Annotated in this window: 12 protein-coding genes; 5 read left to right on the top strand and 7 right to left on the bottom strand. The window is 37.7% G+C overall.

Annotation, left to right across the window (positions count from 1 at the left end):
- Window positions 1–463 precede the first annotated feature (463 nt).
- From M3166_RS16765 to dnaA, 7 genes are all read right to left on the bottom strand, one after another.
- On the bottom strand, window positions 464–1,579 hold the full coding sequence (locus M3166_RS16765; protein ID WP_251691059.1) for an HD-GYP domain-containing protein: 1,116 nt from the start codon (window positions 1,577–1,579) through the stop codon (window positions 464–466).
- A gap of 175 nt (window positions 1,580–1,754) precedes the next feature.
- Window positions 1,755–4,253: a DNA gyrase subunit A gene (gene gyrA / locus M3166_RS16760; protein WP_251691057.1), complete on the bottom strand. Its 2,499-nt coding sequence runs from the start codon at window positions 4,251–4,253 to the stop codon at window positions 1,755–1,757.
- A gap of 93 nt (window positions 4,254–4,346) precedes the next feature.
- Entirely contained in the window at window positions 4,347–6,272 is a 1,926-nt protein-coding gene (gene gyrB / locus M3166_RS16755; protein WP_251691055.1) for a DNA topoisomerase (ATP-hydrolyzing) subunit B, read from the bottom strand.
- A gap of 61 nt (window positions 6,273–6,333) precedes the next feature.
- Window positions 6,334–7,452 (bottom strand): DNA replication/repair protein RecF, encoded by a 1,119-nt coding sequence (recF, locus tag M3166_RS16750; protein WP_251691053.1) that lies wholly within the window; start codon window positions 7,450–7,452, stop codon window positions 6,334–6,336.
- Between the two features lie 3 nt (window positions 7,453–7,455).
- Complete coding sequence (gene yaaA / locus M3166_RS16745) at window positions 7,456–7,692, bottom strand: S4 domain-containing protein YaaA (protein WP_285848958.1); 237 nt, start codon at window positions 7,690–7,692, stop codon at window positions 7,456–7,458.
- A 125-nt stretch (window positions 7,693–7,817) separates the two neighbouring features.
- Entirely contained in the window at window positions 7,818–8,954 is a 1,137-nt protein-coding gene (gene dnaN / locus M3166_RS16740) for a DNA polymerase III subunit beta (RefSeq protein WP_251691051.1), read from the bottom strand.
- A gap of 171 nt (window positions 8,955–9,125) precedes the next feature.
- Window positions 9,126–10,469: a chromosomal replication initiator protein DnaA gene (gene dnaA, locus M3166_RS16735; protein WP_008408391.1), complete on the bottom strand. Its 1,344-nt coding sequence runs from the start codon at window positions 10,467–10,469 to the stop codon at window positions 9,126–9,128.
- A 686-nt stretch (window positions 10,470–11,155) separates the two neighbouring features.
- Between dnaA and rpmH the strand changes: the two genes are divergently transcribed.
- From rpmH to mnmE, 5 genes are all read left to right on the top strand, one after another.
- Window positions 11,156–11,290 carry a 50S ribosomal protein L34 gene (gene rpmH, locus M3166_RS16730; RefSeq protein WP_008408389.1) on the top strand — a complete coding sequence of 45 codons (135 nt, stop codon included), beginning with the start codon at window positions 11,156–11,158 and terminating at the stop codon, window positions 11,288–11,290.
- 95 nt (window positions 11,291–11,385) lie between these two features.
- Window positions 11,386–11,727, top strand: a complete 342-nt coding sequence (gene rnpA / locus M3166_RS16725; protein WP_008408387.1) for a ribonuclease P protein component — start codon at window positions 11,386–11,388, stop codon at window positions 11,725–11,727.
- Between the two features lie 131 nt (window positions 11,728–11,858).
- On the top strand, window positions 11,859–12,641 hold the full coding sequence (gene yidC / locus M3166_RS16720) for a membrane protein insertase YidC (protein WP_087617927.1): 783 nt from the start codon (window positions 11,859–11,861) through the stop codon (window positions 12,639–12,641).
- Entirely contained in the window at window positions 12,642–13,406 is a 765-nt protein-coding gene (jag, locus tag M3166_RS16715; RefSeq protein WP_251691049.1) for an RNA-binding cell elongation regulator Jag/EloR, read from the top strand.
- A 174-nt stretch (window positions 13,407–13,580) separates the two neighbouring features.
- Window positions 13,581–14,966 carry a tRNA uridine-5-carboxymethylaminomethyl(34) synthesis GTPase MnmE gene (mnmE, locus tag M3166_RS16710; protein ID WP_008408382.1) on the top strand — a complete coding sequence of 462 codons (1,386 nt, stop codon included), beginning with the start codon at window positions 13,581–13,583 and terminating at the stop codon, window positions 14,964–14,966.
- Window positions 14,967–14,978: the final 12 nt, after the last annotated feature.

Here is a 14,978-nt window from a genome sequence, read left to right as displayed (position 1 = left end):
TAAAAGTAGTTTGAAAGCTCATTTGCTTTGCTAGCGATCCAACTTCGTTAGAAGTTGGAATCTATTGTTTGCTTCATTTAAGAAGCTTGTTTCATTAACGTTGCTTGTTCAGTTTTCAAGGTTCATTGCGTTGTCATTGTGACAACTTTTATATCTTAACATTATTTCATGTTGTTTGTCAACACTTTTTAATGAAAAGTTTTTTGCTGTTGAAGCATTTCTTTTTTATGCGACAACTTTTATTATATTACAGCATCCTTAGGCTTAAGTCAACACTTTTTATTATTTATCTTTCAAAAGATGTTATCTTGTAAGGACTTTATATATAATAACATTTGATTTTCTAATCGTCAATAGTTTATTCATTGTTTTTCTGTTTTTATTTTGAGTTTGTTTATCCAGGCAAAACTAATATAAAAAGGGGGGTATTTCTTCTTTTAAAGAAACACCCTTTAACGATTAATTAGTTCAATTTATATCCTTGAGTAATGACACGCGAAATATAGAAACTTCTATTAGAAGAAAGATCCACAATTTCTCCTGTACGTGTTAATTTTACAAGTGGACGTGTAGGTGAATATTTATTGATGAACATTACTTCGCCCAGCTCTAAATTAGATAATTCAATTTTTGTTCCTATTGGTAGATCAACGACAATATTCATTAAAGCTTGAACAACTTTAATATCAAATTTTCCAAACTCCTCTTCCTTAATCATTTCGATTACTTTGAAAGGAGATTGCTTTGAACGATACATACGTTCACTAGTCATCGCATGGAATACATCCGCTACCGCAATTATTTGGGCAAATATTGAAATAGACCCAATACGATCACCTTTTGGATAGCCACTGCCATCCAAACGTTCATGGTGCTGATAAACAGCTACTTTCATAATATCCTTTATAGCCGTTACGTTTTTAATTAGTAAGTAACTATAGTAAGGATGTTTTCTTACTTCTCCAAATTCGGATTCTGTTAAAACGCTTTTCTTATCCCGTATACGTGAAGGAATTCTCGACATTCCACTATCTGCTAACATTCCGGCGATGGCAAGCTGAATTGTATCCCCTCGCTCATATCCCATTTTCTTTGCAATGACTGCTGCAATTAAACCTGTAGCAATACAATGATGGTATAAATAGTCCTTTGCATTTGAATAACTGTTCAGATCAAATATATAAGAGCGATTTTCTAAAACCATATCCATTAACGGAATCATTATGTTTCTTACTTTTGGCAGATCTACTCTTCCGCCAGCTTCCCAATTTAAAAATTCCTTTTTTAATTGTCCGATTCCATCAAGATAGGACTTTTCGAAACTTGTGGGTTGCTGTAACGGTAATGCTACTGAAGTATTATCTAACTTTTCTTCAATTATCTCTGGTTCTTCAACTTCGATTTCATTATGTACTAATACTGTTTTTAAATTAAATAATTCAAACACACGTAAATGCTCTGGTTTTACTTTTGTATTTTTGTAGATAATCGGATATTGTGTATTGGCAAAAATATCTTCAGCAATTACCTTACCTAATCGCAATTCCTCAACTCTTATCAATATTGCTTCCAATTTCACAACCCCTTAAGCTTGTTATCGGTTATTAAGTAAGGATAAATTCTCACCCAATGATTTACTCTTTCTAAATAACTACTAATTTTTTCATATTAACGTTAATTATAACGAATGGAAAATAAATTACAACCAAAAAAAGTAATCTAGATAGTCTAAACTAACTAGATTACTTTTCGAATTACTCTTCTATAGCTGAATTTGACTCTTCTTCAGTTTCAGAATCGATTTCTTCTTCATCCGGAGCGTCATCTTCTTTTTTCACCCGTGCCACAGTTGCTACATATTCGTCATCAGCAAGTCTGATTAAGCGAACACCCTGTGTACTACGGCCGATAACAGATATATCGTTTACGTCCATTCGAATTAACATCCCATTAATCGTAATCAACATAATGTCTTCTGATCCATCTACAGCCTTTACCGCGCACATTTTACCGTTCTTATCAGTAATTTGCATCGTTTTCAGACCTAACCCGCCACGGCTTTGTAAACGGTATTCGGATTCAGATGTACGCTTACCGTAACCATTTTCAGTGACAACTAAAATTTCCTGACCTGGCTCAAGAATTTCCATTCCTACTACAAAGTCACCTTCACGAAGTTTAATACCGCGTACCCCGGCAGCCGAACGACCCATCGAACGAATATCGTCCTCTTTAAATCGTACTAACATACCATCGCTTGTACCGATAATAATTTCCTTTGTGCCATCCGTTAAGTGAACAGAAATTAAATCATCATCTTCACGTAATGTAATGGCGATTAAACCATTCGTACGGATATTTGCAAACTGATCAACAGGTGTACGCTTTGTTACCCCAGTTTTTGTAGTAAAGATAAAGTAAGCATCTTCTTTAAATTCTGTTACGCGAATCATTGCTGTAACATGCTCACCTTTATCAATATTAAGTAAGTTTACAATTGGCAGCCCTTTCGCTTGGCGACCGAACTCCGGAATTTCATATCCTTTTGCACGGAATACTTTCCCTTTTGAAGTGAAGAAAAGAATTGTATCGTGTGTAGACGTGAATAATAAATGTTCTACGAAGTCATCTTCATTCGTTCCCATACCTTGTACACCACGGCCACCGCGTTTTTGCGAGCGGTACGTGTTTGCAGCTAAACGTTTAATATAACCGTTATGTGTTAATGTAAGTACCGAGTTTTCACGAGGAATTAAATCTTCGTCTTCAATCATTTCTAAGCCGCCAGCTGTAATTTCTGTACGGCGGTCATCACTGTAACGCTCTTTAATATCCGTCATTTCTGTGCGGATAATCTCGACTACTTTCGCTTCATCAGCTAAAATCGCTTTTAATTCATCGATTAACTTTAAAAGTTCCTGATACTCAGCCTCAATTTTTTCGCGTTCCAATCCGCTTAAACGCACAAGACGCATGTCTAAAATTGCTTGTGCCTGGCGTTCAGATAAATTAAAGCGCTCCATTAATTGAGGTCTTGCTTCTTCACCGCTGCGAGAAGCTCGGATAATAGAAATAATTTCATCAATATGATCAAGCGCAATACGTAAACCTTCTAAAATATGTGCACGTTCCTCTGCTTTTCGAAGTTCGAATGCAGTACGACGTTTAATAACTACTTTCTGGTGTTCTAAGTAATGATAAAGCACTTCTTTTAGACTTAATACTTTTGGCTGCCCGTCAACTAGCGCAAGCATATTTACACCAAAGCTTGATTGCATCGCTGTTTGCTTGAATAAATTGTTCAATACGACATTTGCATTGGCATCACGGCGTACTTCAATCACTATACGCATACCATTACGGTCTGATTCATCACGTAAATTAGTAATGCCATCGATTTTTTTGTCGCGAACTAACTCAGCAATTTTTTCAATTAGTTTTGCTTTGTTAACCTGATATGGCAATTCGTGTACTAAAATTGTCTCTTTGCCGTTTGAAGCTTGTTCAATTTCTACTTTAGCCCGAATTGTCAGTGAACCACGGCCCGATTCATATGCACGGCGAATACCGCTGCGCCCTAGAATAATTCCCCCTGTAGGGAAGTCAGGACCTGGAATGATTTCCATTAGCTCTTCTGTCGAAATACCTGGATTATCAGCTACTGCCAATACACCGTCAATTACTTCTCCAAGATGATGGGGCGGTATATTTGTAGCCATACCTACTGCGATACCAGAAGCACCATTCACCAATAGATTCGGATAGCGTGCCGGCAATACTAAAGGTTCATTTTCACTGCCATCATAGTTCGGTCCATAATCAATCGTATCTTTGTTAATATCGCGCAACATTTCCATCGCGATTTTAGACATACGTGATTCTGTATAACGCATTGCTGCTGCACCGTCACCATCAACAGAACCAAAGTTACCATGGCCATCGACTAGCATATAACGGTAGCTGAAGTCTTGCGCCATACGCACCATTGCATCATAAATTGATGAGTCACCGTGAGGGTGGAATTTACCCATTACGTCCCCTACAATACGGGCACTCTTTTTATATGGTTTATCTGAAGTATTTCCTAGCTCCTGCATACCATAGAGGATACGACGATGTACTGGTTTAAGCCCATCACGTACGTCTGGTAAGGCACGCGAAACGATAACGCTCATCGCATAGCTTAAGAAAGATGATTTAATTTCTGTTGTAATATTTCTAGATTCAATATGTCCATGCTGAATGTCAGACAAAATAAGGACCTCCTTCCAATTGCACTAACTAATCAATTATGTCCAAGCATAATTGCATCCTTCAGCGGGTGTTTGAAAACCCGCTGAAGGATGTTAAATATCCAAGTCTTGCACGTATACTGCATTTTCTTCGATAAAATCACGACGAGGTGCAACTTCATCACCCATTAAGTGATCGAAAATTTTATCCGCTTCAATTGCATCATCCAATTCTACTCGAATTAAAGTACGGTGCTCTGGATCCATTGTTGTATCCCATAATTGCGTTGCATTCATTTCCCCTAAACCTTTATAACGCTGTACATTAGGCTTCGGTAACTTCGGAAGACGGTTTAAAATATCTTCTAACTCCTGATCCGAGTAGCAGTATTCAACATGCTTCCCTTGTTTCACCTGATAAAGCGGTGGTTTTGCGGCATATACATAGCCTGCTTCGATTAACGGACGCATGAAACGGAAGAAGAATGTCAGCAATAGCACACGAATATGTGCCCCATCGACATCGGCATCCGTCATAATGACGATTTTGTGATAACGTGCTTTCTCTAAATTAAACTCTTCCCCAATACCAGTACCGAATGCTGTAATCATTGCACGGATTTCAGCATTAGATAAAATACGGTCCAAGCGTGCTTTCTCAACGTTAAGGATTTTCCCGCGCAGTGGTAAGATCGCCTGGAAATGACGGTCACGGCCTGATTTAGCAGATCCACCGGCAGAGTCACCCTCTACAATATAAATCTCAGATTCAGCAGGGTTTGTCGAAGAACAGTCTGCTAATTTACCTGGTAAGCTTGAAACTTCCAATGCAGATTTACGACGTGTAAATTCACGAGCCTTTTTCGCTGCTACACGCGCACGTGCCGCCATTGTACCTTTTTCGATAACTTGGCGCGCAACCGTTGGATTTTCAAGTAGGAAACGTTCAAATCCGTCTGAGAATAAAGCATTTGTAATCTGACTTACTTCAGAGTTTCCAAGTTTTGTTTTAGTTTGGCCCTCAAATTGAGGTTCCGGGTGCTTTATTGATACGATTGCGGTTAAACCTTCACGAACATCTTCGCCTGTAAGGTTGGCATCCGATTCTTTAATCAAGTTTGATTTGCGGGCATAGTCGTTAATAACACGTGTTAAGGCCGTTTTAAAGCCTGATTCGTGCGTACCACCTTCATACGTGTTGATGTTGTTGGCAAAGGACATAATATTAGAGCTGAAGCCTGCATTATACTGCATGGCAATTTCAACCGTAATGCCTTCTTTTTCGCCTAACACATCAATCGGTACATGGATAGGGTCTTTATTTTCGTTTATATGCTCAACATATTCACGAATACCACCCTCAAAGTGGAATGTTTCAGAACGTTCCTGTCCTATGCGCTCATCTGCAATCGTAAGGCTGATGCCACGATTTAAGTAAGCTAATTCACGGATACGTGTCGCTAAAATATCGTATTCATAAACTGTTGTTTCTTTAAATATTTCGCTGTCAGCTTTAAATCGAGTTGTTGTACCTGTATGGTCTGTTTCACCAACCACTGTTAACTTTTGAACCGTTTGACCGCGCTCAAAAATAATTTCATGGATTTTACCATCGCGGTGTACTTGAACAATTGTCTGACTTGATAATGCGTTTACTACAGAAGCACCAACACCGTGAAGACCACCTGATACTTTATAGCCTCCGCCGCCAAATTTACCGCCGGCGTGCAGTACTGTCATAATTACTTCAACAGCAGGCATACCCATTTTTTCTTGAATATCTACGGGAATACCACGACCGTTATCTTCTACGCGAATCCAATTGTCTTGTTCAATTGTTACTGTGATTCCTGTACAATAACCTGCTAAAGCTTCATCAATACTATTATCAACAATTTCCCAAACTAAATGGTGCAATCCTTTTGAACTTGTTGAACCAATATACATACCCGGACGTTTTCGAACAGCCTCTAATCCTTCTAATACTTGTATTTGATCCGCATCATAAGATTGCTGGACTTTATTATCTTCTAAAGCCACTATTGTTCACCTACTCTTTCATAACTATCAGTATGCTTCTTTATTACGTATTTCAATGCACTTATGGTTGTTCAATTGTTCCTTGTGTGACGTGGAACAATTTTGCGTGCTGTATTGTGTCATGGTGAATACCTTCTACACTCGTTGTTGTAACGAATGTCTGGACCTCACCTTGAATTGTATTTAATAAATGTGATTGGCGGTAATCATCCAATTCAGATAAAACATCATCCAATAAAAGAATCGGAGTCTCCTTCGTTTCCTGTTTGATAAGTTCAATTTCGGCAAGTTTTAAAGATAATGCCGTTGTGCGTTGCTGCCCTTGTGAGCCGTATACTTGAACATCATAATCATTGACAAAAAACTGCAGATCGTCCCGATGAGGACCTATAAGTGTTACGCCTCTTTCAATTTCACGCTGCTTCACTTCTTCTAGTTTCTTTGTTAAGTAATCCGCCATTTCTTCAGTAGTCCAGCTTGCTTCCATCCCTGTTACAGGACGGTATTTTATGACAAGCTTTTCTAATCCCCGCGAAATGCCAAAGTGAATCGGTTCAGCCCAATCTTGTAAAAGCTCGATAAACTGAAATCTTTTACGGATAATTTGAATTGCCGCCTGCACATATTGTTCTGTATAAATTTCAAACATCACATCAGATGCGAGTGATTGTTTTCCCGCATTCTTTTTTAGTAAATGATTACGTTGTTTCAAAATCTTTTGGAATGTTAGTAAATCATGTAAGTAAACTGGGGAAATTTGTCCGATTTCCATATCGATGAATCTTCGGCGAATTTGGGGGCTGCCCTTTACGATATTCAAATCTTCCGGTGCAAACATTACTACATTCATCTGTCCGATATAATTGCTTAGTTTCATTTGTTCAAGATGATTGATTTTGCCCTTTTTGCCTTTTTTTGAAATCGTCAATTCGATAGGAACGCCACCGTAACGCTTATTTACCACACCTTCTATTTTACCATAATCCGCATCCCAACGTATTAATTCTTTATCGTTCGCGGTACGATGAGATTTGGCCATCGCTAGTACATAGATTGATTCCATTACATTTGTTTTTCCTTGAGCATTTTCCCCAATAAAAACATTAATCTTATCTGAAAAATCCAGTGTTAACGATTCATAGTTACGATAATTTGTTAGCTGCAAGCGCTCGATGTTCATTAATTAATTTTCTCCGTTTTCAATAAATGCATCGACAATTTTGTAACGTCCTACACCAGGAATATTAATTACATCCCCATGACGCAATTTTTTTCCGCGGCGATCTTCCACTTCTCCATTTACGTATACTTCATGTTCACTTAAAAACCACTTTGCCATACCGCCGGAGCTAATTGTATCTGTCATTTTCAGCGCTTGACCAAGCGTAATAAATTCTGTATCAATTACTAATTCATTCAACGTAATTCATCCTCCACTTAAATAAAGTCTTATCATTCTATCATACCTAAAAATCGTACATAAGTAAAAAAGGAAAGGTCTCAATAACAAGTTAAGACCATTCCTTTTAGAATTTTTATTGAATTTTAGTAAGTACGTACCGGTAAAATCAATTGCAGTATTGCATCATCTGCAACAGAACGTAAGATGAACGGGCGCATTGCACCTGTAAATTCAATTACTACATCTTGTCCATCAATCGCTTTTAAGGCTTCCATCATATATTTTGCACTAAATGAAATCTTCAATGTTTCACCTTCCAGACTTTCCACTTGGATCTGCTCTTCGACTTTACCAATCTCAGGTGAATTTGATGAAATTTCGACTGTTTGATTTTCCAGTGTTTCAAAACGAACGACATTATTACGATCTTCACGAGCTAAAAGTGAAGCACGGTCAATTGCCTGCAATAAAGATTTTCCGTTAATCGTAATCATTGTTTTAAACTCTTCCGGAATTAAACGTGATGTATCCGGATAGTTGCCTTCTAAAAGACGAGAGAAGAACAGGACATCATCTGTTTTAAATAATACATGCTGGTTTGTCAGTACGATTTGAACAGGATTATTTGTGTCTTCTAAAATCTTGTTTAATTCATTTAAGCTTTTACCTGGAATTACGACTGAAGTAATATCATTTGGTAAATTTTCAAGATTTACTTTACGACGTGCTAAACGGTGACTATCCGTTGCAACGCATATTAATGCATCGCCTTCAACTTTCCAGTTTACACCTGTCAACACCGGACGGCTTTCCGATGTCGCTACAGCAAATACAGTTTCTCTAATAACTGATTTTAATAAATCTGTTGGAATCGTAAATTGGCGGTCAGCAGCAATTTCAGGTAACTGTGGATATTCCGTTGCATCTAGGCCGATAAGGTGGAACTCTGATTTACCTGAACGGATAATAGTTGCATAGCCGTTTGTAATTTCGATTTCCACTTCATTAGTAGGCAATTTACGGATAATTTCATTGTACATACGAGCTTGTAGCACAATAGAGCCTGTTTGTGTAATATCCATAATCTGTTCGCCATTTTCTTCTACAGGAATGAAAGTCTGGATTGTAATGTCTGCATCACTACCAGTTAACGTCATACCTTCGTTTGTAACATCGATTTTAATCCCCGTTAAAATAGGGATCGTCGTTTTGGAACTTACGGCTTTCATTACATCGTTTAATCCTGCTAAAAGACGATCACGTAAAATAGTAAATTTCATTAGTTTACCTCTCTTATATAATTAATTATTTATTTAAAGATATTAATAGATATAGTAATAGGGCCTGTGAATTTGTGGATAACCCCTAATTTAAACAGGCAGAGCACGCTATCCACATGTTGATAAGCTGTGAATAGGTATGTGTGAAAAACATAAAGTTATACACAGAGATTATTTACCTAACATACTACGTATTTGTTTAATATCCTGCTGAAGCTGCTGATCTGTTTTAAGTAAGGAAGAAATCTTTTCATGGGCATGGATTACTGTTGTATGATCACGGCCTCCAAACTCCTCACCAATTTTAGGTAATGAGTAATCTGTTAGCTCACGCGATAAATACATCGCCACTTGACGAGGATAAGCAATCGATTTTGTCCGGCGCTTAGCCTTAAAATCTTCCAGACGTATACTGTAATGTTCACCAGTTGCAGTTTGAATATCTAAAATCGAAATCATGCGCGGTTTTGAATTTGGCATAATATCTTTTAAAGCTTCTGCAGCAAGTTCAGGCGAAACATCCATATTTACTAAAGATGAATAGGCCACAACCCGTATTAATGCCCCTTCAAGTTCACGAATATTTGTATCAACCTGATTGGCAATATAAAGCATGACTTCATTTGGAATATCGAGTCCATCAGCTTTGGCCTTCTTACGTAAAATAGCAATACGTGTTTCCAAATCTGGTGGTGCAATATCTGTAATTAGTCCCCATTCAAAGCGTGAACGCAAACGGTCCTCTAAAGTAGGGATTTCCTTTGGAGGGCGGTCACTTGAGATGACAATCTGCTTTGATTCTTCATGCAGTGTGTTGAATGTATGGAAGAATTCCTCTTGTGTAGATTCCTTACCAGCCAAAAATTGAATATCGTCAATTAGCAGTACATCAACATTGCGGTATTTATTTCGAAAATCGATTGTTTTATTATCACGGATGGAGTTTATGAACTCATTTGTGAACTTTTCAGATGATAAATAGACGACATTTGCTGTCGGATTATGTTCTTTTACATAATGGCCAATTGCATGCATTAAGTGAGTTTTTCCTAAACCTACCCCCCCATAAATAAAGAACGGGTTGTAAGCTTTTGCGGGTGCTTCTGCTACAGCTAAGCTCGCTGCATGGGCAAAGCGGTTACCGGAACCAATAACGAATGTATCAAATGTGTACTTTGGATTGAGCATACCCGGGGTAATGTCATGGTGTTCACTTGATTTTGCTTGAGTAATTGGGGGCGGTAGTTCAAAGTCGTCTGCCGTCTGATCTTTCTGGACAACAAAATTAATGACTAGATCCTCTCCAGTTAACTCGTTTAATATTCCTGTAATCATATGGATGTAATATTGTTCAAGCCAATCGCGGGCAAAAGAGTTAGGCGCGGAAATCGTCACTTTTGTGCCACTATGCGCAAGAAGTTTTGTTGATTTCAGCCAAGTATCAAAGCTCGGTTTCGAGATTTTCTGTTCAGCTTGGGCAAGGACGGCATTCCATAGGTTTTCTAAATGTTCCAAGCTCTTTCTTCCTTTCATTAATTCATTTCACATTCGATTCGTATATTTAAATGACAAGGCTCATACTAACCAAAATTAGATGAGAGTCTTTTTTATGTGAATTTCCTTACAATGCAAACTTTCTTGCTTACGAAAAAAGAAAGGCTCTGTTAAATGATTAATAGTAAACAGAGCTATAAAATATATATTTTATAATTAAAAAGGAGTTCATACACATAACCACAAGTTGTGGATAAAGGTTGTTCTAGAGTATGGGAAATCTTTGTCCACAGATTATCAACAATTGTGGATAATATATTTCCCAGAAAAGAATTCCACAAAGTAAAACACAGTTATCGTATCAAATAAAGTTAGGTATTTCAATACTTAAACGATCTTATCCACATAATCATATGTTATATACATAACAGTTGTCCACAGGTTTGTTATATGTGAGAAACCTGTAGATAAGCGCTGTGGATAATTTTTAAGAGCAAAAATACTATTCACAGCATAAACGTAAATTAATTTTATAAATTGTGGATAACTGAGAGTGTGGATCAGGAAAGGGATTTATATGAGGTTTATAGAGAAAAAGAGAAAAATTATAATGAGGCATTGACAAACAGGTTTTATTCTTTATATAATATCATGGTCTGTATGTAGAGATAGATATAGTAACGCTCGAATTCAGGAGGTGTATATAAATGAAACGCACGTACCAACCTAAAAAACGTAAGCACTCTAAAGTTCACGGTTTCCGCGCTCGTATGAGCACTAAAAACGGCCGTAACGTATTAGCTCGCCGTCGTAAAAAAGGAAGAAAAGTATTATCAGCATAAGTCCACTGAGCCACATCAGTGGTCTTTTTTTTCTTTTATCGTTGTTGAATGAGCAAAAAAAGTACCAATGATTAGATGGAGCAGGTGAATGGATCATGAATAAACGCCAACGTATAAAGAAAAATGAAGATTTTCAAAAGGTGTTTAAAAAAGGTAAGTCGTTTGCGAATCGCCAATTTGTTGTATATTGCTTGAAAAAGGAAGAACAACAGGCGTTTCGTATTGGCTTATCAGTGAGCAAAAAAGTAGGAAATGCGGTCACTCGGGTTCAAGTGAAACGCTATATTCGCCAAGCTTTTCTGGAATTAAAAGATGAAGTAAAACAAGATATGGACTATGTTATTATCGCCAGAACGCAGGCGGCCACACTGGATTTTCACGAAACCAAAAAAAGCTTGCAGCATGTTTTAAAGGTTGCAAGAGTATATAAAGGATAGTTCCACAATTAATTGTTTATCATTCATTGCTCTATTCTTTGAATTTACAGAACAATTAGTAGTGTACGAACGTCCATAATGGTAAAATATTGTCATAAAAATTGAATAGGTTTGCTTTAGGAGGAAGAAGGTTGAAGAAAAATCTATGGATAATGCTGTCACTTGTTTCAGTAGTATTACTGCTATCAGGCTGTACAGAATTTGACCAACCAATTTCATCTGAAAGTGATGGCTTTTGGAATGAATATATTGTTTGGCCATTAGTATCATTTATCAAGCTTTTTGCTGATATGTTTGAAGGTAATGCGGCGAATTATGCATTTGCAATTATTATCGTAACTGTTATTATTCGTCTAATCATTCTGCCTTTAACTATCAAACAAGTAAAAAGTTCTAAGAAAATGCAGGAAATGCAACCGAAATTAAAAGAGCTGCAAGCAAAATACAGCTCAAAAGACGCGGCAACTCAGCAAAAATACCAGCAGGAAATGATGCAGTTAATGCAGACTTCAGGTGTTAACCCATTAGCTGGATGTTTACCGATTCTTATCCAAATGCCGATCTTAATCGGTTTCTATCATGCGATTAGCCGTATGAATGCAACACCGGATGCATTTGAATTAGGGACATTTTTAGCGGTTCCATTAGCAGAGCCTAGTATTGTATTTGCTGTTATCGCAGGTCTTATCCAGTACGTTGTATTAATGACTGGACCAGCAGTAGATAACCCACAAATGAAAATTATGATGTACATCATGCCATTAATGATCGTTGGTTTCGGTATTATTTTACCTGCCGCGTTATCATTATATTGGGTAGTCGGGAACTTTGTATCTGTATTACAAAACCTTGTTATTTACAAACCTTGGAATAAAAATAAACCGGATGCTACCGATGCTAAAGGAGCGAAATAAGTGAAACAAACTACGCAAATAGGCGCAACAGTAGAAGAAGCGATCTCATTAGCGTTACAAAAGCTTGGCCATACTCGTGAACAAGTTGATGTGGAAGTTTTACAAGAGGGTAAAAAAGGATTTTTAGGTTTTGGGGCACGAAATGCTGAAGTTCGTGTCACTGTAAAGGAAATTGTTCAGCAGCAAGTGGATCAAGAGACGACTTCAGATTCTGCATCTGATGTGGAAGAACTGACAATTGTCGAGGAAACAATCGAGAATGAGCCGGTTTCATCTAATGAAGATCAATCAATTCACCATGAACAACAACAAGTGGATCCTATTGAAGAGGCAAAAGGGTATTTAACGAATATTGCTTTAGGAATGGGAATTACAGATTTAACAATTGACCATGAAACAGATGGCAAACATGTTTCATTTAAGTTATCGAGCGAGAAAGCAGCGTTATTAATTGGAAAGCGTGGCCTTACATTAAATGCGCTTCAACATTTAACTCAGCTCATTCTTAATAAAACAGCCAAATCGTTTATGATTTTACAAATGGATGTGGAAGATTATCGTGAGCGACGTCAAGTAGCGCTTGAACAGCTGGCATTACGCATGGCGGACAAGGCTATTCGAACACGAAAACCCGTATCATTTGAACCGATGGCATCTTATGAACGAAAAATTATTCATAATGCCCTGGCAAATCGTATAGATATCGAAACGCACTCAGAAGGTGTCGAACCAAATCGATATTTAGTCATAGAGCCAGTAAAATAATATACAGACAGTTTTCGACCTATTCTTTTGGATAGGTCGTTTTTTTAATGAAAGATCGAACCAAATCTACATTACTTTAGATTTTAATTAAAATATGTTAGTCTAAATTGTTAGTTAGTATAGCACGGATGTGATTTATCCACATGTGGATAACACTGAAATAGGAGGATATAAATGGAATTCGATACGATTGCTGCGATTTCCACTCCAATGGGAGAAGGAGCTATTGCGATTGTTCGTCTGAGCGGCGATGAGGCGGTAGCGATTGCAGATAAAATATTTAAATCACCAAATCATAAGCGTTTGACGGAAGTTGCGACACATACGATCCATTACGGACATCTGATCGACCCGAAAACGGATGAAGTGGTAGAGGAAGTTATGTTGAGCTTAATGCGCGGACCGAAAACATTTACGCGAGAAGATGTTGTCGAAATCAATTGTCATGGCGGTATTGTGTCTGTTAACCGAGTATTACAGCTTGTCTTACGTTACGGTGCACGTTTAGCAGAGCCTGGGGAATTTACGAAACGTGCATTTTTAAATGGCCGTATCGACTTATCACAGGCAGAAGCGGTAATGGATTTAATACGTGCAAAAACTGACCGCGCGATGAATGTTGCGCTTGGCCAGATGGATGGGAAGCTTTCTCGTCTTATTACTTCTTTACGCCAGGCATTATTAGAGACGTTGGCACAAGTGGAAGTAAACATTGATTATCCGGAATATGACGATGTAGAAGAAATGACGATTCCTGTACTTCTTGAAAAGTGCGGTTGGGTACGAGAGGAAATAATTAAATTACTTCAAACATCATCTCAAGGTAAAATTTTACGTGAAGGTTTATCTACCGTTATTTTAGGACGTCCAAACGTAGGTAAATCATCTCTTTTAAATAGTTTGGTTCAAGAAAATAAAGCGATTGTAACCGACATTGCAGGCACAACTCGTGATATTATTGAAGAATACGTAAATGTACGTGGAGTTCCTTTACGTTTAGTTGATACAGCAGGTATTCGGGAAACAGAAGATATTGTTGAACGAATCGGAGTTGAACGTTCGAGAGAGGCATTAAAAGATGCCGATTTAATATTGCTTGTATTAAATTACGGAGAAGAGCTTACAGAAGAAGATGAACGCCTTTTTGAAACGATTCAGGCGATGGATTATATTGTCGTTGTCAACAAGACAGATATCGAACGCAAAATCGATTTAAACCGTGTTCATGAATTGGCTGGAAAACATCGTGTCGTAACGACTTCGTTATTGAAAGAAGAAGGTGTAATCGAGCTGGAAGAAGCGATTGCAGCATTGTTCTTTGAAGGGCAAGTAGAAGCGAATGATTTAACATATGTATCAAATGCGCGACATATTGCGCTATTGCATCAAGCTCAACAGGTGATTGAGGATGCGCTTGCTGCAGCAGAATCAGGTGTACCTGTCGATATGATTCAAATCGATGTGACACGTACATGGGAAATTCTTGGTGAAATTATTGGAGATACTGTACAGGAAAGCTTAATTAATCAGCTATTCTCGCAGTTCTGTTTAGGGAAATAAATCGGAATAAAA

It is taken from the genome of Solibacillus isronensis (genome assembly GCF_023715405.1).
Taxonomy (GTDB): domain Bacteria; phylum Bacillota; class Bacilli; order Bacillales_A; family Planococcaceae; genus Solibacillus; species Solibacillus isronensis_B.
This window is presented reverse-complemented; position numbering and strand designations above follow the sequence as displayed.

What these genes read in the sequence shown, in the direction of transcription:
- recF (WP_251691053.1), bottom strand. Translation starts at nt 7,452, where the DNA reads ATGAACATCGAGCGCTTGCAGCTAACAAATTATCGTAACTATGAATCG.
- dnaN (WP_251691051.1), bottom strand. Translation starts at nt 8,954, where the DNA reads ATGAAATTTACTATTTTACGTGATCGTCTTTTAGCAGGATTAAACGAT.
- rpmH (WP_008408389.1), top strand. Translation starts at nt 11,156, where the DNA reads ATGAAACGCACGTACCAACCTAAAAAACGTAAGCACTCTAAAGTTCAC.
- rnpA (WP_008408387.1), top strand. Translation starts at nt 11,386, where the DNA reads ATGAATAAACGCCAACGTATAAAGAAAAATGAAGATTTTCAAAAGGTG.
- mnmE (WP_008408382.1), top strand. Translation starts at nt 13,581, where the DNA reads ATGGAATTCGATACGATTGCTGCGATTTCCACTCCAATGGGAGAAGGA.